16 protein-coding genes are annotated in these 19,983 nt (G+C 64.7%); 4 read left to right on the top strand and 12 right to left on the bottom strand.

The features are described 5' to 3' along the window. Window positions 1-76: 76 nt before the first annotated feature. From LH20_RS18360 to LH20_RS18310, 11 genes are all read right to left on the bottom strand, one after another. Window positions 77-2,110, bottom strand: coding sequence for a 3-hydroxyacyl-CoA dehydrogenase NAD-binding domain-containing protein (locus LH20_RS18360; RefSeq protein ID WP_053555470.1), 2,034 nt, complete (start codon window positions 2,108-2,110; stop codon window positions 77-79). 37 nt (window positions 2,111-2,147) lie between these two features. Continuing rightward, window positions 2,148-3,350: a serine hydrolase domain-containing protein gene (locus tag LH20_RS18355; protein ID WP_235527020.1), complete on the bottom strand. Its 1,203-nt coding sequence runs from the start codon at window positions 3,348-3,350 to the stop codon at window positions 2,148-2,150. Continuing rightward, window positions 3,347-4,294: an aldo/keto reductase family protein gene (locus tag LH20_RS18350; protein ID WP_053555468.1), complete on the bottom strand. Its 948-nt coding sequence runs from the start codon at window positions 4,292-4,294 to the stop codon at window positions 3,347-3,349. The genes LH20_RS18355 and LH20_RS18350 overlap by 4 nt, the downstream gene beginning before the upstream one ends. 11 nt (window positions 4,295-4,305) lie before the next feature. Next, the gene (locus LH20_RS18345) at window positions 4,306-5,109 is read right to left on the bottom strand and encodes an SDR family NAD(P)-dependent oxidoreductase (RefSeq protein ID WP_053555467.1); all 804 of its coding nucleotides are present in this window, start codon (window positions 5,107-5,109) and stop codon (window positions 4,306-4,308) included. A 2-nt stretch (window positions 5,110-5,111) separates the two neighbouring features. Next, window positions 5,112-5,885: an SDR family NAD(P)-dependent oxidoreductase gene (locus LH20_RS18340; RefSeq protein ID WP_053555466.1), complete on the bottom strand. Its 774-nt coding sequence runs from the start codon at window positions 5,883-5,885 to the stop codon at window positions 5,112-5,114. Then, the gene (locus LH20_RS18335) at window positions 5,882-6,955 is read right to left on the bottom strand and encodes a phosphotransferase family protein (RefSeq protein WP_053555465.1); all 1,074 of its coding nucleotides are present in this window, start codon (window positions 6,953-6,955) and stop codon (window positions 5,882-5,884) included. The genes LH20_RS18340 and LH20_RS18335 overlap by 4 nt, the downstream gene beginning before the upstream one ends. Beyond that, window positions 6,952-8,043, bottom strand: coding sequence for a Zn-dependent alcohol dehydrogenase (locus LH20_RS18330; protein ID WP_053555464.1), 1,092 nt, complete (start codon window positions 8,041-8,043; stop codon window positions 6,952-6,954). The genes LH20_RS18335 and LH20_RS18330 overlap by 4 nt, the downstream gene beginning before the upstream one ends. 107 nt (window positions 8,044-8,150) lie before the next feature. Further along, window positions 8,151-9,440 (bottom strand): acyl-CoA dehydrogenase family protein, encoded by a 1,290-nt coding sequence (locus tag LH20_RS18325; protein WP_053555463.1) that lies wholly within the window; start codon window positions 9,438-9,440, stop codon window positions 8,151-8,153. A gap of 113 nt (window positions 9,441-9,553) precedes the next feature. Beyond that, window positions 9,554-11,008, bottom strand: a complete 1,455-nt coding sequence (locus tag LH20_RS18320; RefSeq protein ID WP_053555462.1) for an MFS transporter — start codon at window positions 11,006-11,008, stop codon at window positions 9,554-9,556. Beyond that, a complete protein-coding gene (locus LH20_RS18315) occupies window positions 11,005-12,423 on the bottom strand; it encodes an MFS transporter (RefSeq protein WP_053555461.1) in 1,419 nt (472 codons plus the stop codon). Before LH20_RS18315 ends, LH20_RS18320 begins: the two co-directional genes overlap by 4 nt. Continuing rightward, window positions 12,420-13,277: an SDR family NAD(P)-dependent oxidoreductase gene (locus tag LH20_RS18310; protein WP_053556367.1), complete on the bottom strand. Its 858-nt coding sequence runs from the start codon at window positions 13,275-13,277 to the stop codon at window positions 12,420-12,422. The genes LH20_RS18315 and LH20_RS18310 overlap by 4 nt, the downstream gene beginning before the upstream one ends. A 172-nt stretch (window positions 13,278-13,449) precedes the next feature. On the opposite strand from LH20_RS18310, the gene LH20_RS18305 reads away from it, so the two are divergent. The 4 genes from LH20_RS18305 (at window position 13,450) to LH20_RS18290 (ending at window position 17,200) form a co-directional block, all read left to right on the top strand. After that, entirely contained in the window at window positions 13,450-14,631 is a 1,182-nt protein-coding gene (locus LH20_RS18305) for an acyl-CoA dehydrogenase family protein (RefSeq protein ID WP_053555460.1), read from the top strand. Window positions 14,632-14,634: 3 nt separating this feature from the next. Further along, the gene (locus tag LH20_RS18300; RefSeq protein WP_053555459.1) at window positions 14,635-15,753 is read left to right on the top strand and encodes an acyl-CoA dehydrogenase family protein; all 1,119 of its coding nucleotides are present in this window, start codon (window positions 14,635-14,637) and stop codon (window positions 15,751-15,753) included. A 35-nt stretch (window positions 15,754-15,788) separates the two neighbouring features. Further along, window positions 15,789-16,592 carry an SDR family oxidoreductase gene (locus tag LH20_RS18295; RefSeq protein WP_053555458.1) on the top strand — a complete coding sequence of 268 codons (804 nt, stop codon included), beginning with the start codon at window positions 15,789-15,791 and terminating at the stop codon, window positions 16,590-16,592. Between the two features lie 89 nt (window positions 16,593-16,681). Next, entirely contained in the window at window positions 16,682-17,200 is a 519-nt protein-coding gene (locus tag LH20_RS18290; protein WP_053555457.1) for a hypothetical protein, read from the top strand. A gap of 65 nt (window positions 17,201-17,265) precedes the next feature. Here the strand turns inward: LH20_RS18290 and ppc are convergent, their stop codons facing one another. Continuing rightward, entirely contained in the window at window positions 17,266-19,944 is a 2,679-nt protein-coding gene (ppc, locus tag LH20_RS18285) for a phosphoenolpyruvate carboxylase (protein WP_053555456.1), read from the bottom strand. Between the last annotated feature and the right edge of the window lie 39 nt (window positions 19,945-19,983).

Raw genomic sequence — 19,983 nt, 5'->3', positions numbered from 1 at the left:
AGCGTATCCAAGCGGTAGGGAAACGCCGCCTGACGCGGGGGGTCAGGCGGCGATGTCCAATTGAGGTGAGCCGGCTTTAAAAGCCGCTTTTCGCCTCTGCCTTTTCCTTGAGCAGCGGCGCGACTTCAAAGCCGTGCTTCTCGAGGGCGGCGGCAATCTTGTCGGTGCCTTCGAGCCCCGCCCAGAACATCGGACCGCCACGATAGACAGGCCAGCCGTAGCCGTAGATCCAGACGACATCGATGTCGCTTGCGCGCTGCGCCTTGCCTTCAGCGAGGATCAGCGCGCCTTCGTTGACCATCGGATATAGGGTGCGCTCAATGATTTCCTGCTCGCTGATCTCGCGCTTCTCGATTCCCGCCTTCTTGCGGAACTCGTCGATGATCTCTGCGACACGCGCACTTTCCGACGGATTGCGCTTGTCGTCATAATCGTAGAAGCCGGCCTGCTTCTTCTGCCCCCAGCGGCCCTCGGCGCACAGCGCATCGCGGATGCTCTCGATACGGTTGGGGTCGCGGTGCCAGCCGATGTCGACGCCGGCAAGGTCGCTCATCTGGAAGGGGCCCATCGGCATGCCGAAATCGACATGGACCTTGTCGACCTGCGCGGGGGTCGCACCCTCGAGCAGCAGCTTCTGCGCCTCGATCTGGCGCGGCGCGAGCATGCGGTTGCCGATGAAGCCGTGACAGACGCCGGCGACGACGGCGACCTTGCCGATCTTCTTTCCTATCGCCATCGCGGTCGCGAGCACGTCGTCGGCGGTCTTGTCCCCCCGCACGACCTCGAGCAGCTTCATGACATTCGCGGGCGAGAAGAAGTGCATACCGAGCACGTCGCCCGGGCGGCTCGTCGATGCCGCAATCTCGTTGACATCGAGATAGGAGGTGTTCGACGCGAGAATTGCGCCAGGCTTGGCGATCGTGTCGAGCTTGCCGAAAATCTCCTTCTTCACGTCCATATTCTCGTAGACGGCCTCGATGATGAGGTCGCAGTCGGCGAGCGCTTCGAGGTCGAGCGACGGGGTGATGAGCCCCATCATCTGATCGACCTGCTCGGGCTTGAAGCGGCCCTTCGCTGCGCTGGCATCATAATTCTTGCGCACGACACCGAGCCCGCGGTCGAGCGCCTCCTGCTGCATCTCGACGATGGTGCAGGCAAAGCCCTTTTGCAGGAAGTTCATCATGATGCCCCCGCCCATCGTGCCGGCGCCGATGATCCCGACCTTCTTCACCTCGCGCAGCTTGATATCCTTGGGCAGGCCGTCGATCTTCGCGGCCTGGCGCTCGGCGAAGAAGATGTGGCGCTGCGCCGCCGACTGGCTGCCCATCATCAGCTTCATGAATTCCTGGCGTTCGAAGGCGAGTCCTTCCTCGAAAGGCAGACGCGTCGCGGCCTCGACACAGGCGAGGTTGGCGTAGGGTGCCTCGAAGCCGCGCCAGCGCTTCGCATTCTTGGTCTTGAGCTCCTCGATCACGCCGACGTCGCCGAACACCGCGCGTTCGCGGGTCGGGCGCGGGCCATCCGCGATCTTGGCGCGTGCAAAAGCGATGGCATCGGCGGCGAGGCTATCCTCGCCCGCGAGTTCGTCGACGAGCCCGAGTTCCTTCGCCTTCGCGGCTGGAAGCGGCTCACCGAGCGAGGTCATGGTCGCGGCAGCCTCGACGCCCACGACGCGGGGCAGGCGCTGGGTGCCCCCGGCGCCGGGCAGCAGGCCGAGCTTGACCTCGGGCACGCCGAGCTTGGCAGAGGGAACGGCGACGCGATAATGACAGACGAGCGCGGTCTCGAGCCCGCCGCCGAGTGCTGTGCCGTGGATCGCCGCGACCACCGGCTTGGTGGCAGCTTCAACCATGTTGAGGACGGCATTGAAATCAGGGCCGCGCGGGGCTTTTCCGAATTCGCTGATGTCGGCGCCGGCGATGAAGGTGCCGCCGTCGCAGCGCAGCACGATGGCCTTGACGCTGTCATCGGCGAGCGCGGCCTCGAATTGGGTCTTCAGCCCTTCCCTCACATGCCACGACAGCGCGTTGACGGGCGGATTGTTGACGATGACGACGGCAACTTCGCCGTCCTTTTCCATGGTAACGCTGACGGGGGTTTCATCGGACATGGGAGAACTCCTTGGTCTGTAAAAATCGAAAAAAGGCTCAGTCGTCGATCGCGGCGTGGACGAGAGTCTTGACCTCGCGCCGCACGGGATAGGTGGAAGAGGGCATGAGCTGGGTCATGAAGACCATGCAGATCTGCTCGACCGGGTCGACGAAGAAGCCGGTCGAGAACATGCCGCCCCAGTAAAAATCGCCCGCCGACCCCGGAATACCCGCGCGCGCCGGATCGAGCGTGACGGCGAAACCGAGGCCGAAGCCGACCCCCGCATTCTCGTCTTCGGAAAAGATGCCGACGCTGTGCTCGGTGAGGTCGCCGCCCCCCACCAGGTGGTTCGAGGTCATCAGGTCGAGCGTCTTGCGGCTGATGATCCGCACATCGCCGAGCTTGCCGCCGCCGAGCAGCATCAGGCAGAAACGATGATAATCATCCAGCGTCGAGGCGAGCCCGCCTCCCCCTGAGTGGAAGCTGCGATCCTTCGCCCAGCGGCTGCGGTCGCCCGCGTCGAACTGCCGCATCTTCTCCTTCGGGTGAAAGGCGTAGGCGTCGGTGAGGCGGTGCTGCTTGTCCGCGGGTACCTTGAAGCCCGTGTCGACCATGCCAAGCGGGTCGAAGATGCGCTCCTTCATGACCTGCGCGAAGGGCTTGCCCTCGATCCGCTCTATCACTGCACCGAGCACGTCGGTCGCCATCGAATAATTCCAGTGCGCGCCGGGGTCGAACTGGAGCGGGATCTGGGCCAGGCTCGCAATGAAGCTGTCCATCGTGTAATCGGCGTCGAAATCGTCGATCTTCGTCGTGCGATAGGCGGCATCGACCGGGGTGCGCTCCTGGAAGCTGTAGGTCAGCCCCGCGGTGTGCCGAAGCAGGTCGATCATCAGGATCGGGCGTGCCGGCGGCCGGGTCAGGAAAGGAGCGTTGCCTCCGCCCGCGACGAAAACACCGGTATCCTTGAACTCGGGGCAGAATTTCACAAGTGGATCGGACAAGGCGACCTTGCCTTCCTCGAGCAGCATCATGAACGCGATGCTGGTAATCGGCTTGGTCATGCTGGCGATGCGGAAGATCGCATCCTCCTGAAGCGCCTCGCCGGGCCGTGCTTCACCGATACATGAGCGGTGCGCGATCTCGCCGCGGCGCGACACGAGCGTCGCGGCATGAGGCAACCGTCCGGTGTCGACATATTTGGCCGCGAGAAATGCCGGGATGCGATCGAGGCGCGTCTTGTCCATGCCGTGGCTCACGTAATTCGCACTCCTTCGAGGATGGCGGCGGCTTCTGCGAGCAGCGCCGGATCAATGGCAAGGTCTGCGGCTGCGGCGGTCTCGCGGAGCTGATCGGGCCGGCTCGCGCCGACGATTGCGCTGGTGATACCGGGCTGCGCGAGCACCCAGGCGATCGCGAGCTGTGCCATCGTGCATCCCGCGCGCTCGGCGAGCGGGGCGAGCTTCTGCACCGCCTCGAGCACCGGATCCGTCAGGAACTGCCGCATGAAATGCGCATCTTCGCTCGTCGCGCGGGTCCCCTCGGGAAGCGCGGCGCCCGGGCGATATTTGCCGCTGAGCACGCCTTGCGCGAGGGGTGACCAGACGATCTGACCGATGCCGCTGGCGATGCTGATCGGGATGACCTTTTTCTCGATCCGGCGATAGAGGAGGCTGTACTGCGGCTGGCTCGACACGAATTTGACGTGCGGGGGTGCAAGCGCGAGCGCGGCTTCGATCTGGTCGGGGGCCCATTCGGAAAAGCCTATCGCGCGTGCCTTGCCGCTCCGCACCACTGTGCTCAGCGCCGCCATCGTCTCTTCGAGCGGGGTGTCGGGGTCATAGCGGTGGCATTGGTAGAGATCGACATAGTCGGTCCGGAGCCGTGTCAGGCTCGCGTCGATCTGCTTTGCAACTTGCGCCGCCGACAAGCCCCTGTCGGTCTTGGACATGGGGAAAAAGAGCTTGGTCGCAAGAACGTAGGAGTCGCGCTGCCGTCCCTGTAGCGCCCGGCCGAGAAATTCCTCTGCTGCGCCGATGCCATAGACGTTCGCCGTGTCGATGAAGTTGATTCCGGCCTCGAAGGCCGCGTCGATGCAGGCCTGCCCCGCGCTGTCGTCGACCCCCGCGCCATAGGTCAGCCAGCTGCCGAGGCAGATAGCCGAAACGCGGATGCCGCTGTCGCCAAGTTGCCGGTACTGCATCGCATCTGCTCCTAGTGCGAGGTCTGGCCCAGCAACTGCCGCGTCACGGGATGCGAACTGGTGAGACCGCCGTCTACCGCGATTGCCTGACCGTTGACATAGCTCGCCTGGTCGCTTGCGAGGAAGAGAGCGACATTGGCGAGTTCCTCGGGCTGGCCGGCACGCTTCAGCGGATTGAGCTGGCCGATCTTGTGGGTCACCCCCTTTTCCTTCGCATAGTCGAAGGTCGGCTTGGTCATGCCGGTCTCGGTCAGCCCCGGGCAGATTGCATTGACGCGAACATTCGCACTCGTCATCTGCTGCGCCGCGGTCTTCGCGAGGTTGATGACGCCCGCCTTCGATGCCGAATAGGCGGCGGGGCCGGCCCCCGAATTGATGCCCGCGACGCTCGCGGTCAACACAATCGCGCCGCCGCGGCCCTGATCGACCATCGCCTTGCCTGCATGCTTCACCATCAAGGCGGGGCCGATCAGGTTGACGCGCAGGGTTTCCGCCCATCCCTCGGGCGTGATGTCGAAAATGCCCCCCATGTCGCCGATGATCCCCGCGTTGGCAAAGGCGATATCGAGCCCGCCATAGGTCTCGATCGCGGTTGCGACGAGTTTTGCCACATCGGCCTCGATCCCGGCGTCGATTTCGAGCGCGACCGCCTCGCCGCCGGCTTCCTTCACAGCCTGCGCGGTGTCGTGCACGCCCGCCGTCCTGTCGCCAATGACCAGCTTTGCGCCCTCGGCGGCAAAGCGCAGCGCGCTCGCGCGGCCGATGCCGGAGCCCGCTCCGGTGATGATCGCGATCTTGCCGTCCAATGCGCCCATGCTCATCCTCCGCTCGAAGTGTTGCCGCCGTCGATGACGATCGTCTGGCCGGTGGTGAAGCCGCCCGCCGGGCTTGCGAGAAACACCGCAGCGCCCGCGATCTCATGGGGCTCGCCGATGCGGCGCAGCGAGGCGCGGCGCGTCGACACCTCCAGCGTGTCGGGATTCTCCCAGAGCGCGCGCGCGAAATCGGTCCTGATGAGGCCCGGCGCGATGCAGTTGACGCGGACCCCCTGCGGCCCGAATTCGTCAGCGAGGTTGCGTGCCATCTGCATGTCGGCGGCCTTCGAGATCGCATAGGCCCCCAGGATCGACGAGCCCTTGAGGCCGCCGATCGAGCTGATGATCGTGATCGATCCCTTGCCCGCGGCGAGCATCGCGGGCGCACACATGTGGATCAGCCAGTGATTGGCGATGATATTGTTATCGAGAATCTTGCGAAACTGCTCGTCGCTGATCCCTGCCGAAGGACCATAATAGGGGTTCGACGCCGCGTTGCATACGAGCGCGGTGACCGCGCCGAAGGCGGCGAGCGTTTCATCGACCAGATGCTGAAGCGCCTCCTTCGACGAGATATTCGCCGCGACCGCGATCGCTGTGCCCGGCCCGTGCCTTGCGTTCAGTTCCGCCGCGACCACGTCGCAGGCATCCTGCTTGCGGCTCGAGATCACGACCTTCGCGCCATGCTCGGCCATCGCTTCGGCGATCGCCTTTCCGATCCCGCGTGATGACCCGGTGATCAGGGCGACCTCGCCCGTCATGTCGAACAGGCTCATGCGCCGGCCTTTCGGGCAAAATCCCACGCCTTCTCGGCGAGGGGCAGGACGCGCTCGGACATCGCCTTCGCGTGGGCCGAGGAAGCGGTGCCGTCGATGACGCGCTTCTTGATCCCCTGCATGATACCGGCGAGGCGGAAGAAATTATAGGCGAAGTACCAGTTCATATCGGGCACGCCGTCGCGGCCCGTCGCCTCGCAGTAGCGCTCGACGACCTCGTCGAGCTCGGGGATGCCGAGCGCCTTGCGGTCGATGTCCATGACGCCCGACCGCCCGCCATTTTCGGTCACCCACGCCATGGCGACATAGGTGAAATCGGCGAGCGGATCGCCCAGCGTCGACAGTTCCCAGTCGAGCACCGCGAGTACCTCGGGCCGGTCCTTGGCCCAGATCATATTGTCGATGCGATAGTCGCCGTGAACGACGCTGGTGCGTGTCTGTTCCGGGAGCGTCGCGGGCAACCATGCAATCAGCTGCTCCATCTCGTCCATCGTTTCGGTTTCGGAGAGCCGATACTGCTTGGTCCAGCGGTCGACCTGGCGGCCGAAATAATTGCCGGGCTTGCCGTAGTCGGCAAGGCCCGCCGCCTCGACATCGATATTGTGGAGCGCGGCGAGCGTGTCGATCATCGCCAGATAGGTCGCGCGGCGGTTTTCGGGGGTCGACCCCGGCATCGCGCCATCCCAGATCGTGTGGCCATCGACCATCGCCATCACATAGAACCAGCTGCCGATCACATTCTCGTCGGTGCACAGGCCATATTGGCGCGCGACGGGGAAACCCATCTTATGCAATCCCGACTGGACCTTATATTCCCGGTCGACTGCATGGGCTGAAGGAAGGAGCGGGCCAAAGGGCTTGCGGCGCAGGACATAATGGCCGGATGGCGCCGAAATCTTGTATGTCGGGTTCGACTGGCCGCCGGCGAACTTGCTCTGGGTCAGCGGACCTTCAAAGCCCTCGACATTGGCTTCCATCCAGGCGGTCAGCTTCGCCTCGTCGAGGACGTCTGCGCCCTCGGGCGCGACGGTGCCGCTGAAAGCCTTCTGCGCGTCGAGCCCTGTCGTCATTGGTCGAATACGATCACCGATCGCGCGGCGTCGCCCTTCTTCATCTTGTCGAACCCTTCGTTGATCTGTGACAGCGGGATGGTTTCCGCGACGATGCTGTCGAGGTCGAGCAGCCCGCGCAGGTAGAAATCGACGAGCCGCGGAATATCCACCGGGAATCGGTTGCCGCCCATGATCGCGCCCTGCAATTTCTTGCCCGAGAGCAGGTCCATGGCGCCGAGCCCGACCTTTTCCGAAAGCGGCATCATGCCAAGGATCGTCGCGGTGCCGCCGCGGCGAAGCGCCGCGACGGCAAGGTTCGCCGAGGCGGGGCGTCCGACCGCCTCGATCGCATGGTCGACACCGCCCTTCGAAATTTCGACGATCTGCTTCGCGGCATCGTCGGCGAGGGCGTCGACGACGTCGGTCGCGCCCAGCTTTTGCGCGAGGGCACGCTTCTCAGGCACCGGATCGGCGGCGATGATGCGCCCCGCGCCGGCGATCTTCGCCGCGTTGATTGTCGCGAGCCCCACGCCGCCGCAGCCGACGACCGCGACCGTTTCGCCCGGCGTCACCTTGCAGGCGTTGAAAATCGTTCCCGCGCCGGTGGTCACCGCGCAGCCGATCACCGCGGCGCGGTCGAGCGGCATGTCGGGGTCAATCGCGACGCAGGCATGTTCGTGAACGAGCATCACCTCCGAAAAGGCGCTGAGGTTCAGCATCTGGTTGACGGGCGATCCGTCCGGCCGGGTGATCCGTGGCGCCGAACCCGCCGGCCGCCGGGTATCGCCGCCCATGCACAGCGACATGCGCCCGGAGACGCAGAACTCGCAGTGGCCGCAGAAGGCAGAAAGGCACGTGATCACCGCATCGCCCGGTTTCACGGTGCGCACCTCGCTGCCGACCGCCTCGACAATGCCTGCGGCCTCGTGGCCGGGGATGGCGGGAAGGGGGTGCGGGTAGGCGCCCTCGATGAAATGCAGGTCCGAATGGCAGAGCCCGCACGCGGCGGTGCGGATGCGCACCTCATGCGGCCCGGGCTTGTCGACGACGACCTCTTCGATGGCGAGCGGCTTGCCAGGTTCGATCAGGACGGCGGCTTTGGTCATCTGAAATCTCCGTTCGTCCCCCTCCCGCTGGCAGAAGGGGCCAGGGGAGGGGATTGGAAATGCGAACCGGCCGGGTCCTCCCTCGGCCCATCCGCGAGGCGGAGGGGCTAGCGCGAAACCCCGATGTCCCCCGACGAAAAGCCCGGGTCGCTCGTGGGCGCATGCTTGGCGAGCTCGATCCGTGCGATGGCGCGCGCGTGCACCTCGTCGGGTCCGTCGGCAAGCCGCAGGGTGCGCTGATGGGCATAGGCGTTGGCAAGGCCGAAATCGTCGGAGACGCCGCCGCCGCCGTGAGCCTGGATTGCATCGTCGATGATCTTGAGCGCCATATTGGGCGCCTGCACCTTGATCATCGCGATCTCGGCCGCGGCGGCCTTGTTGCCGATCTTGTCCATCATGTCGGCCGCCTTGAGACAGAGGAGGCGCGTCATCTCGATGTCGATGCGGGCGCGTGCGATCCGCTGTTCCCAGATACTGTGTTCTGCGATTGTCTTGCCGAAGGCGACGCGCGATTGGAGCCGCTTGCACATTTTCTCGAGCGCTTCCTCGGCGACGCCGATCGTGCGCATGCAGTGATGGATGCGGCCCGGTCCGAGGCGGCCCTGCGCAATTTCAAAGCCGCGGCCTTCGCCCAGCAGCATCGCCTCTTCGGCGTTGACGCGCACGTCCTTGAGTTCGACCTCCATATGACCGTGCGGCGCGTCGTCATAGCCGAAGACGGGAAGGTGGCGCAGCACCGTGATCCCGGGCGTGTCCATCGGCACCGCAAGCATCGACTGCTGCTGGTGGCGTTTGGCGCCGAAATCGGTCTTGCCCATCACGATCGCGACCTTGCAGCGCGGATCGCCGACGCCCGACGACCACCATTTGCGGCCGTTGATCACATAGTCGTCCCCGTCGCGCTCGATGCGCGTCTCGATATTGGTCGCATCGGACGAGGCAACCGCGGGTTCGGTCATCAGGAAGGCGGAACGGATCTCGCCGTTCATGAGCGGCTTCAGCCAACGCTCCTTTTGCGCGCGCGTGCCGTAACGGTGGAACACCTCCATATTTCCGGTGTCGGGCGCGGAGCAGTTGAACACCTCGCTGGCAAAGCCCACGCGTCCCATCTCCTCGGCGCACAGCGCATATTCAAGGTTGGTGAGCCCCGGGCCGTCGAACTCGAAGCTTTCATCGACATGATGGTGCGCAGCGCTGCGCGGCGGCATGAACAGGTTCCAGATGCCTGCGGCCTTCGCCTCGGCCTTGAGGTCCTCGACGACCTGGATGACCTTCCAGCGGTCGCCGGTGCGGTCCTGCTCCTTGTAGGTGGCGACGGCGGGGCGGATCTTGCGCTCGACGAATTCGCGCACGCGGCCCTGCCAATGCTTCTGCCGCTCGGTGAGGTCGAAATCCATCGGTGCTTCCTTTCCCTTTACGTTCACGAAAGCCTTTGGACCGATTCGCCCCCCTTTGCCAAGACCCGCCGCACAGAAAATTGCCAGCCGCCACGTCGCGGCGCAATCTTCCGTTACGGCAGCGGCTCCCCGGCATCCGTGGACCGTTGCGGGGCCGCGGCAAGGGTTGCAAGCCGAGCCTCATGGCTTGCCCGATCGATGGCATAGCGCCGCAGTCCGAGCGCCGCCATGATCCCGATCAAAATCATCAGGCCGGCAAATATCCACGCCATTGTCGCAGCGGTGCTCGCGGGCCAGTCTTCCGGACGGATCTGCTCGCTGAGGCCGGCATAAGCGACGAGCTGGCCGACGAGAAAGATGCCGAGCGCCTGGCCGAATTTCTGCACCATCAGATAGCCTGCGAAAAAGACACCCTCGATCCGCGTGCCATGGTCGACCTCGTGCGCCTCGACGATCTCGGCCACCATGGACGAGGCCGAAATGGTCGCAACGATCAGCCCGAAGAGCGATGCGGTCTGGAGCGAAAGCAGCAGCCCCATCGAAGGCCAGCCGCCGAGTTCGGGCCACCAGCCGAGGTTGCGCGCGGCATAGGGAAGGAAGGCGATCGCGCCGCTCGCCAGCGCAGCACCGACCGCGGTGTCGCGCTTCCCGAAGCGGCGGTGGGCACGACCGACCGCCGCGAACGCGCCGAAAACAGCGATCGCGAGACCCGCCGGATACCAGGCGAGCTGCGCGTCGCTCATCTGCCACACATAGAGCATCATATAGTTGGTCGAGGCGATCGTCGTCGCATAGCCGGTGGTGATGAACAAAGCGCCGCTGACGAGCGCGACAAAGGCCGGGTTGCGAAAGGCGAGGATGATGTCGGTGAACATCGACTTGCTGGGATGCGCGGCGGCGGGCGGTGGGGGCAGGGCGAGGATGCGGCGTTGCTGCCCGAGAGCGGAGCCGAGCGTCGACAAGAAGATCAGCGCTGCGCCGAAGAGGCCGAAGGCGGCGTAGCCCGAAGGGTCGAGCAAGCCGTTGGTCGCCGGATCATCCGACCTCAGGAAATAACCATAGGCCAGCGTGACTGCGAGCAATCCGCCGAGCCAGCCGAACAGGAAGCGATAGCGCATCAGCGCGGTGCGCTCGTCATAGTCGCGCGTCAGTTCGGCGACGAGCGAGACCGATGGAATCTCGCATGCCGACACCAGCACGCGGACTGCGACGACATTGAGGAACAGCCCCAGCGCCGAATGCGCCGCGATGTCGGGGGACATCCACAAAAGCGCCCAGGCGATCGCCATCGGCAGGGCCGCGCCATAGAGCCAGGGCAGCCGCCGCCCGAGGCGCGTGCGCGTCGCATCGGAGAGGCGGCCGATCAGCGGATCGACCATCGCATCGATCACCATCGCGCCGATCAGGATCAGCGACACCAGGCGCGGGTCGAACCCGAGCACCTGGTTGTAATAGATCATGAAAAAGGTGGTGAGCCCCGACTCCTTGATCCCGAGCGTGACGCTGCCCAGGCCATGCGCGGCCTTGATCCGGGTCGGAACCTGGGCGGTGAGAGGGCTGGGCGTCATCGCTCCGCACCGGCCTCGGCGGCGGCAAGTGCGGCGACGCGAGCCTCATGATCCTCGCGGTTGATCGGATAATGGCGGAAAATGAGCGCCGACAGAATCGCGCACAGGATTACCAGCACGCAGTAATAGAAGGAGAAATTGTCGATAACGGCTTCCGGCACCCTGGCCGGATCGGCCTTCTCCGGAATCCCGGCAAGGTCGACGAGCAGTCCGGTGGCGAAGATGCCAAGCCCCGTCGCGCATTTCTGCATGAAGAAATTGCCCGCGAAGAAAGTCCCCTCGCTACGCCGCCCCGTCTGCACTTCGGACGCCTCGACAATATCGGCAATCATGGAACCGCCCGAGATCATCACCGACACGCTGAACAGGTTGGCAAGGAAGAAGAAGATGAAGAGGCCGGTGGTCGACGCCGCGCTGCCCTCGGCCGGCCACAGGCCCAGATGGCGCAGCACGAAGGGCGTGACCCAGAAGCTCATGCCGATCAGCCCGCCGGCGATCGCCGTGGTCCGCTTGCCAAAACGGCGGTGCGCAGGTCCGACGAGCAGGAAGGTGCCCACAACGCTCGCGAACAGCACCCAAGGGTAGATCATGAAGGCCTCGGGCGAGAAGCGCCAGATGAAGAGGTAGAGATAGTTGGAGATAGAGAAGGTGATCCCCTGGCTCGTATAGGCGATTGCGCCCGCGGCGAGCAGCACGAGAAAGGCCGGATGGCTGAGCGACTCGCGTATCTCGCGAAAGGCGGTCCCGATGCTGAAGACCGACGGCTTGCGCGCGGGCCAGCGCGCCGCCCAGCGATGTTGCCCTGCAGCCGAGATCAGCACGGTCGCCGCCATCAGCAGCCCTCCGAACACGCCATATTGATAATAGCCCTCGGCCGCGAGAAGCGACTTGGCGAGAAACACGTCGTAGGCGAGAAAGAGCATCAGCAGTCCGCCCGCCCAGCCAAAGAGGTAGCGATAGCGCATCAATGTCGTGCGTTCGTCATAGTCGCGTGTCAGCTCGGGGAGCAGCGCGACCGAGGGCACTTCGCAGCAGGAAACGAGGCTGCGCACGATGACCGCGACGATGACGAGGTGCCAGAAGCCGGGCGCGGCATCGGTGTCCGGCGTCCACAGCGCGAACCAGGCGAAGGCGAGAGGGATCGGGGCGAGGTACAGCCAGGGCAGGCGGCGGCCCCAGCGGGTGTGTGTCTGATCGGAGAGATAGCCGATGACAGGGTCAACGAAGGCGTCGAGGACAAGCGCGAGCATCAGGGCAAAGCTGACCAGCTTCGCATCCATCCCCAGCACCTGATTGTAGAAAAGCAGCAGAAAGGTAGAGAAGCCGTTGTCCTTCACGCCATAGGCAATGCTGCCGAGGCCGTGGAACATCTTGAGGCGCAGCGGCAGCTGCGCCGGCCCCGTGGCAGCGCTCACGCGCCCGCCCCGGCCTTGGCCGCTTCCTCCATCTGCGTCAGCGCGTCGAACAGTCCCGGCGTTTCAGGGTCCCAGGCGTGGCGCTGGCCGATCGTCAGCCCCCCGTCGACCAGAAGATGGGTGCCGGTCATGAACGCGGATTCCTCGCTCGCCAGATAGGCGACGGCGTTTGCGATATCCTCCGGCTGGCCGCCGCGCGCGACCGGCTGTGCATGGGCGCTCATGTCGGCGATGATGGCCTTGGCCGCACCCTTGCTCGCTTCGGGGACTTCGAGCGAAGAGGTAAAGATGTTCGTGTTGATGAAGCCGGGGCAGATCGCGTTCACGCGAATGCCATATCGGGCAAGATCTGTCGCTGCGACCTTGGTGAGGTGCAGCACGCCCGCCTTGGCCACGGCGTAGGCGGTGGGGGAATAGCCCGCGCCCAGTGCCGCGACGCTCGCCGTGTTGATGATCGATGCGCCGCTGCGGCCCTTCATGTGCACGCTTGCGTAGCGGATGCCCATCGCGACCGATTTCAAAAGCAGGTCCATGGTCCGGTCCCAGCCTTCGGGCGTGATCTCGTCGATCGGAGCGCGGTCGCCGCCCGCGCCGGCATTGTTGAAGACGATTTCGATGCCGCCCCCCTTCGCCGCGGCTGCATTCATCAGCGCCTCGATGTCGGCCGGCTGCGTGACGTCGCAGCGGACGAAGTCGATCTTGCCGTTCGAGGTCTCGGCAAGCGCCCGCCCGCCTGCTTCGTCGATATCGGCGGCGAACACATGCGCGCCTTCGCCGGCGAGTTTCAGGACCGCGGCCTTGCCGATGCCCGATGCGGCGCCCGTGACCACGGCGACCTTGCCTGCGAATCGCATCATCCTGCTCTCCCGTTTTCTTTTGCGACCTAGCTTAGGGGCGCCAGTGGTCCCGTCAACGCCGACCCATCCGACGCTACGGCGCCGTAACGGCACCTTGCCTTGCCCAAGTTGACGCTTGCGTAAACTTGGCGACTCCCCTTAGTTTGCGCGCCAGAAGAGGAGCCTGAAGATGAGCGATCTGGACGCCTTTCGCGCCGACGTGCGTGCGTGGCTGGAAACCAATTGCCCCCCCGAAATGCGCGAGCCCGTTCGCGACGAGGACGACATTTGCTGGGGTGGCCGCAAGTTCAAGTTCAAGAATGAGGCGCAGAAACTGTGGCTCGATCGCTGTGTTGCCAAGGGCTACACCGTTCCCGACTGGCCCAAGGCCTATGGCGGCGCAGGTCTCTCGCCCGAAGAGACGAAGATCCTCAAACAGGAAATGGCGAGGATCAACGCTCGCCCGCCGCTTCAGAGCTTCGGCATCTGGATGCTCGGCCCCGCGCTGCTCAAATTCGGGACCGAGGAGCAGAAGGTCCACTATCTCAATCAGATCGCGCGCGGCGAAATCCGCTGGTGTCAGGGCTATTCCGAACCCGGCTCGGGCAGCGACCTCGTCAGCTTGCAGACCTTCGGCGAGGACAAGGGCGATCACTGGGTCGTCAACGGTTCGAAGATCTGGACGAGCTATGCCGACAAGGCCGACTGGATCTTCTGCCTCGTCCGCACCGACAAGACGAACAAATATCAGGGCATCACCTTCATGCTATTCGACATGGAGAGCCCGGGCGTCACCACCAAGCCGATCCTGCTGATTTCGGGCAACTCACCTTTCTGCGAAACCTTTTTCGATGATGTGAAGGTGCCCAAGACGCAGTTCGTGGGCGAAATCAACCGCGGCTGGGATGTGGCAAAATATCTGCTCGGTCACGAGCGCGAGATGATCTCGGGTGGCGGCGCCGGGGGCGATATGGTCAGTATCGGAGCGCTTTTTGCCAAGTCGCTCGGCAAGAATGACCATGGCGAACTCGACGATCCGATCCTGCGCGCCGAAATGGCGGCGTTCGACGTCGACGTCTTTGCCTACCGCGCGATGGGCGAGCGTTTCATGGACATGTGGAAGACGGGCCGCGCACATCCTGCCTCGTCAAACATGATGAAATATGTCGGAACCGAGCTCAACAAGCGGCGCCATGAACTCGTCATGTCGGGCGGGGGCAGCGACGCGCTCGAATGGGACAGCGAGGAAAGCAAGGGCGGTGCGCGTGCACGCACCTGGCTTCGCACCAAGGCCAATTCGATCGAAGGCGGGACGAGCGAAGTCATGCTCAACGTCATCGCCAAGCGTATCCTCGACCTTCCCGGAGCCTGATCCATGCCGCTCTACCACAATGACGACCAGGCGATGCTCAAGGACAGCATCGCGCCCTTCGTGGCCGAAAAGGCCCCCGTTTCCCACCTCCGCCAGCTGCGTGACAGCGCCGATGCCACCGGCTTCTCGCGCGACCTTTGGGCGCAGTTTCTCGAAATGGGGCTGCCCGGGATGCTCGTTCCCGAGGAGCATGGCGGTCTCGGCATGGGGCATCTGGAGGCGGGTATCGTGCTCGAGGAAATCGGCCGTAACCTGACCCCTTCACCCTTTCTGTCGACCAGTGTCGGTGCGGTCGCGGCGCTCGCGAAGGCGGGCGGCACGCAGGCCGCCCGCTGGCTACCCGCGATTGCAGCGGGCGAGGCGATCGTCGCGCTCGCGATCGATGAGGGCGCGAAGCATCGTCCCGACCGCATTGCGGCGACCGCGACACGCAGCGGCAACGGCTTCCGCCTCGACGGCAGGAAGAGCTTCGTTCTTCACGGCCATGTCGCCGACATGAGCATCGTTGCGGCGAAGACCGATGGAGGGATCACGCTGTTCGCGGTGCCCAAGGATGCGAAGGGCCTGACTGCAGATCCGCGACGCCTGGTCGATTCGAGCCTCGCAAGCCACGTCACGCTCGATGGCGTCGAGGTCGACGCGGACGCGGTGATCGGAGAAGTCGACGCGGGAGATGCGATTCTCGAAGCGCTGCTCGCTGCGACGCGCACCGGCGCTGCGGCGGAGATGGTGGGCGTGGGGCAGGGCGCGATGGATATGACCATCACCTATCTTAAGGAACGCAAACAGTTCGGGCGCCTGATCGGTGAGTTCCAGGCGCTCCAGCACCGCGCGGCACATCTTTATGGCGAGATGGAGGTCGCGCGCGCGAGCGTGATGAAGGCGCAGCAGCTGCTCGACGAGGGCAGCGCCGGCGCAAAGCTGATGGTTTCTGTCGCCAAGGCGAAAGCGGGACGGGCCGCGGGCCTTGCGGTGCGCGAGGGGGTCCAGATGCACGGGGGCATCGGGATGACCGACGAATATGATATCGGCCTTTACATGAAACGCGACCGCGCGCTCGCCGAATATATGGGCGATGTGCATTATCACATCGATCAGGTTGCGCGGATGAACGGCTACTAGGTGAGCCAATTTTAGAGTGGAAGAGAGATAGTCCCATGAACCTTCAGGACATGTTCGGCCTCGACGGCCGCGTCGCGCTGGTCACCGGCGGATCGCGCGGGATCGGCGCGATGATCGTCGAGGGTTTCCTCGCTGCGGGCTGCGCGCGTGTCTATATTTCGGCGCGCAAGACCGCGCAGGTCGAGGCGGCGGTCGCCGATTTCGACACACGCTACCCTGGCAAGGTCATCGGCCTGCCGTTCGATCTTTCGAGTGTCGAGGGCTGCCGCGCGCTCGCCGCGGAGATTGGCGGCCGCGAAGAGCGGCTCGACATTCTTGTCAACAACGCCGGCGCTGCGTGGGGCGAGCCGTTCGAGGGCTTCCCCGAAAGCGGCTGGGACAAGGTGATGGACATCAACGTCAAATCGCCCTTCTTCCTGACGCAGGCGCTACACGCCTTGCTCAAGGCTGCAGGCACGCAGGATCGCCCGGCAAAGGTCATCAACATCGGCTCGATCGACGGCATGCGCCTCAACCCCTGGGAAACCTACAGCTATCATGCCTCGAAGGCGGCGATCCTCTACCTCACCAAGCGCCTGGCGGCCCGTCTGGTGCAGGACCATATCGTGGTGAGCGCGATCGCGCCGGGCGCCTTCCAGTCGGACATGAACAAGGCAGCGCGCGACCATGGTGACGCGGTTTCCAAGAGCATCCCCGTAAAACGCATCGGCGTCCCCGAGGATATGGCCGGCGCCGCGATCTTTCTTGCGTCGAAGGCAGGCGACTATGTTGTCGGCGACACGATCACCGTCGACGGCGGTCTTGTGCACGGCGACCTCAAGACAAGCATTGACGCCTGAGCGGCCTCCCCTTCCGACACAGACAAATGTTGGTTGATGCTCGGCCCCCCTCGGTGTATTATATGGATAATGCACCAAGGAGATCCGCCATGCGCCTCGCTTTTCTGATTCCCGCGATACTGCTCCTCGCTGCCTGCGGGCAGAAGGACGAAAAGACGACCGAGACCGAAATCTCGATCAACGCCGACGGCGAGGGCGGGGGCGTGCAGATCAAGGCGGGCCGGGACGGGGGCAAGCTCAAGATTGGCGGCGAGGATGGTAGCGCGATCAACATCGACATCCCCGACTTTGTTGACCTCGACATCGAGGGTGATTTCGACATCGATGGGGTCAAACTCTACCCGGGCAGCAAGGTGACCAAGGTCAACGTCAACGCGAGCGACCGGAACCGAGCCGACAAGGCGACAGTGAACCTCGGTTTTACCTCGCCTGCCGCTCCAGCCAAGGCAGCCGACTGGATGGCGGCCGAATTCGCCAAGAAGGGCGTCAAGGTGACGCGCGACGGCGACACGCTAGCCGGTACCGACAAGGACGGTGACGATTTCACCATCGCGTTCAATCCCGACGGTGCCGCGAGCAAGGGCGAGGTGCGGATCATCTCGAAATAACCCTCCGCGATAGCGAAGGCGTAGGCGCCATCGACCGGGCCATGCCTTGCCTCGATCGGGACGGATCAGCCGCTATTGCGCAGCGCCGTCGCGATTGCGTTGATCGTGAGTTGTATCCCCTCGGCGATGCGCGGATCGGTCTCGCCGGCGCGGTGACGCTTCATCAACTCGATCTGCAAAAGATTGAGCGGCTCGATATAGGGTAGTCGCAGCCGGATCGAGGCCTCGAGCGCCGGGCTCTTCTCGAGGAGCCGCGTCTGTCCGGTGATCGCGAGCAGCCCGTCGTGGGCCCGGTTCCAGCCATCACGGATGCGGGTGAATATCGCCTCATGCCCGTCGACTGCGCCCGCGAGCGCGGCATAGCGCGCTGCGATCCCCATGTCCGATTTCGCGAGCACCATCTCCATATTGCCGAGAAGCGCGGCGAAAAAGGGCCAGCTTTGCGCCATGTCGGCAAGCAGGACCGGATCCTTGAACGCCGCGAAAGCTTCGCCTGTCCCGTACCAGCCAGGCAGCATCGCGCGCGACTGGGCCCAGCTGAACACCCAGGGAATCGCGCGCAGATCCTCGATCGCGCTGCTCTTCGTGCGGCTCGACGGGCGCGAGCCGATTTTCAGCGTTGCGATTTCAGCGATCGGGGTCATCGCGCGGAAGAAATCCTTGAATCCCGGCGTCTCGTAGACAAGCCCGCGGTAGGCCGCGAAGGCCGTGTCCGAGAGCGCGGTCATCGCTGCGGCGTAGCGCGGGTGATCGTCCTCGCGGATGGCGTCGGCCTCGAGGCTCGCGAGCAGACTCGCCGAAACCATTGCTTCCAGATTGGTTGCCGCGCTGTCGGCGCTGCCATATTTCGCTGCGATCACTTCGCCCTGTTCGGTGATGCGGATCCGCCCTTGCACGGTTGCTGCAGGCTGGGCGCGGATCGCGGCGAAAGCGCTACCGCCGCCGCGTCCGACCGCGCCCCCGCGGCCGTGGAACAGCTGCATCGCGCTTCCCGCCTTCTCGAACACGGGAGTGAGCGCTTGCGATGCCTGGTGAAGCCCCCAGGTAGACGTCAGATAGCCGCCATCCTTGTTCGAATCGGAATAGCCGATCATCACTTCCTGGTAGCCGCGCACGCGAACCTGCGGGCCGAGCTCGGGCATCGCGAAATAGCGCGTCATGATGTCGGGGGCACGGCTGAGGTCGTCGATCGTCTCGAACAGCGGCACTACCATCAGGTTCGTTGCGCCCGCCTCAGCACCGCTTCGCCACAGCCCGCCCTCGCGCGCGAGTACATGCACCTCGAGAAGGTCGGAGAGGTCCTGCGCCATCGAGATGATCCACTGGCAGATCGTGTCCGTCCCGAGCCGGCGCCGTACGTCGGCCGCCGCGTGGACGATCGCAAGCTCGCCCGCGGTCTCCTCGCTCCATTCGTGCCAGGGCGCTGCGAGCGGGCGGTCGCTTGCGAGTTCTGCCGTGAGCAATGCGACGCGCTCCTCCTCGCTGAGCGCCCTGTAATCGGCGCACACGCCCGACACGCTCAACAGCTCGGCGAGGACGCGTTCATGCACCGCGCTGTTCTGCCGCATGTCGAGGGTCGCAAGGTGAAAACCGAAGACTTCGACCGCGCGGATCAGCCGCCCGAGCGCGCCGATGCCGCCGAGCTGGCCCTCGCCGCTCGCCGACAGGCCGCCGGCGATGGTGACGAGATCGCGCCGGAAATCGCCCGGCGTCGCATAGGGTTCGCCCGCGAGCGCCGAAGGACGCGGCGGAGACTTGCCGACGATCTCGGCATGGGTTGCCGAAAGCCGCGCATAGATGCCCGACAGCGCGCGGCGATAAGGTTCGTCGCGGCGGCTGAGCGCGGCGTCCCCGCTCGCCTCGGCTAGCGTCTCGACCGCTGGCGGGACGGAGGCGAGCGCCGAGGACACCGACAATTCGGCCCCGAGCGCGTGCACGGCATCGAGATAATGGCTGAGCACGGCGGCGGCATTGCGCGTGGTTGCCATGCGCAGCGTTTCGGCGGTGACGGAGGGGTTGCCGTCGCGATCGCCCCCGATCCAGCTACCAACGCGCAGGAAACTCGCAGGACGGCGGCCCAGCTGCTTTTCCCAGCGAGCGTAGAGCTTGGGCACGACGGGGAGGAAAACATCGCGCAAATAGGTGAGCGCATTGTCGATCTCGTCGGCGACGAACAATTTTTCGGTCCGCAGCGGGCGCGTCTGCCACAGGAGCACGATCTGCCGGCGGATCGCATCTTCGACCACGTCGCCCTCGGATGTTTCCTCCGCACCCGCGTCGCGCAGCCGCATCAGTTCGGCGATACGGTTCTTGTGGTCGAGCATCGACTTGCGGCGCACCTCGGTCGGGTGCGCGGTCAGCACCGGTGCGATCAGCGCCGCATCGAGCAGGGCTGCGACCGCGGCGGTGTCCACGCCGTCGGCAGCCAGCTTGGCGAGAGCCGCTGCCATCGTCGCCTCGGGCTCGATCGCGACGCCCTGACGGTCCTCGGCGAGGTTGGCAAGCATGGAAAACAGCATGAAGCCGCGCACGAAGGCGATCGTGTCGTCGAGGCTCAGCGCCTCGAGCCCCGGGTCGATCGCCTCGGCTCCGGCGATACCGCGGTGCCGGTCGACACTCGCCGAGCGGATATATTCGGTCTGCCGGAAGAGCTTATCGCCGCCATAGGCGCGAATGACGTCGCCCAATATCCGCCCGAGATAGCGGATGTCGGGATTTTGCGAGATCTGGATCGGCGGGCCCATGGGCGAGGTTGCTGCACTGCACCAGACGTTACGTCAAGC

Source organism: Sphingopyxis sp. 113P3, assembly GCF_001278035.1.
Taxonomy (GTDB): Bacteria; Pseudomonadota; Alphaproteobacteria; order Sphingomonadales; family Sphingomonadaceae; genus Sphingopyxis.
The sequence above is the reverse complement of the archived record's forward strand: the minus strand, read 5'-3'. Positions and strand labels throughout refer to the sequence as shown.

What these genes read in the sequence shown, in the direction of transcription:
- LH20_RS18360 (WP_053555470.1), bottom strand. Translation starts at nt 2,110, where the DNA reads ATGTCCGATGAAACCCCCGTCAGCGTTACCATGGAAAAGGACGGCGAA.
- LH20_RS18350 (WP_053555468.1), bottom strand. Translation starts at nt 4,294, where the DNA reads ATGCAGTACCGGCAACTTGGCGACAGCGGCATCCGCGTTTCGGCTATC.
- LH20_RS18345 (WP_053555467.1), bottom strand. Translation starts at nt 5,109, where the DNA reads ATGGGCGCATTGGACGGCAAGATCGCGATCATCACCGGAGCGGGCTCC.
- LH20_RS18340 (WP_053555466.1), bottom strand. Translation starts at nt 5,885, where the DNA reads ATGAGCCTGTTCGACATGACGGGCGAGGTCGCCCTGATCACCGGGTCA.
- LH20_RS18335 (WP_053555465.1), bottom strand. Translation starts at nt 6,955, where the DNA reads ATGACGACAGGGCTCGACGCGCAGAAGGCTTTCAGCGGCACCGTCGCG.
- LH20_RS18330 (WP_053555464.1), bottom strand. Translation starts at nt 8,043, where the DNA reads ATGACCAAAGCCGCCGTCCTGATCGAACCTGGCAAGCCGCTCGCCATC.
- LH20_RS18325 (WP_053555463.1), bottom strand. Translation starts at nt 9,440, where the DNA reads ATGGATTTCGACCTCACCGAGCGGCAGAAGCATTGGCAGGGCCGCGTG.
- LH20_RS18320 (WP_053555462.1), bottom strand. Translation starts at nt 11,008, where the DNA reads ATGACGCCCAGCCCTCTCACCGCCCAGGTTCCGACCCGGATCAAGGCC.
- LH20_RS18310 (WP_053556367.1), bottom strand. Translation starts at nt 13,277, where the DNA reads ATGCGATTCGCAGGCAAGGTCGCCGTGGTCACGGGCGCCGCATCGGGC.
- LH20_RS18305 (WP_053555460.1), top strand. Translation starts at nt 13,450, where the DNA reads ATGAGCGATCTGGACGCCTTTCGCGCCGACGTGCGTGCGTGGCTGGAA.
- LH20_RS18300 (WP_053555459.1), top strand. Translation starts at nt 14,635, where the DNA reads ATGCCGCTCTACCACAATGACGACCAGGCGATGCTCAAGGACAGCATC.
- LH20_RS18295 (WP_053555458.1), top strand. Translation starts at nt 15,789, where the DNA reads ATGAACCTTCAGGACATGTTCGGCCTCGACGGCCGCGTCGCGCTGGTC.
- LH20_RS18290 (WP_053555457.1), top strand. Translation starts at nt 16,682, where the DNA reads ATGCGCCTCGCTTTTCTGATTCCCGCGATACTGCTCCTCGCTGCCTGC.
- ppc (WP_053555456.1), bottom strand. Translation starts at nt 19,944, where the DNA reads ATGGGCCCGCCGATCCAGATCTCGCAAAATCCCGACATCCGCTATCTC.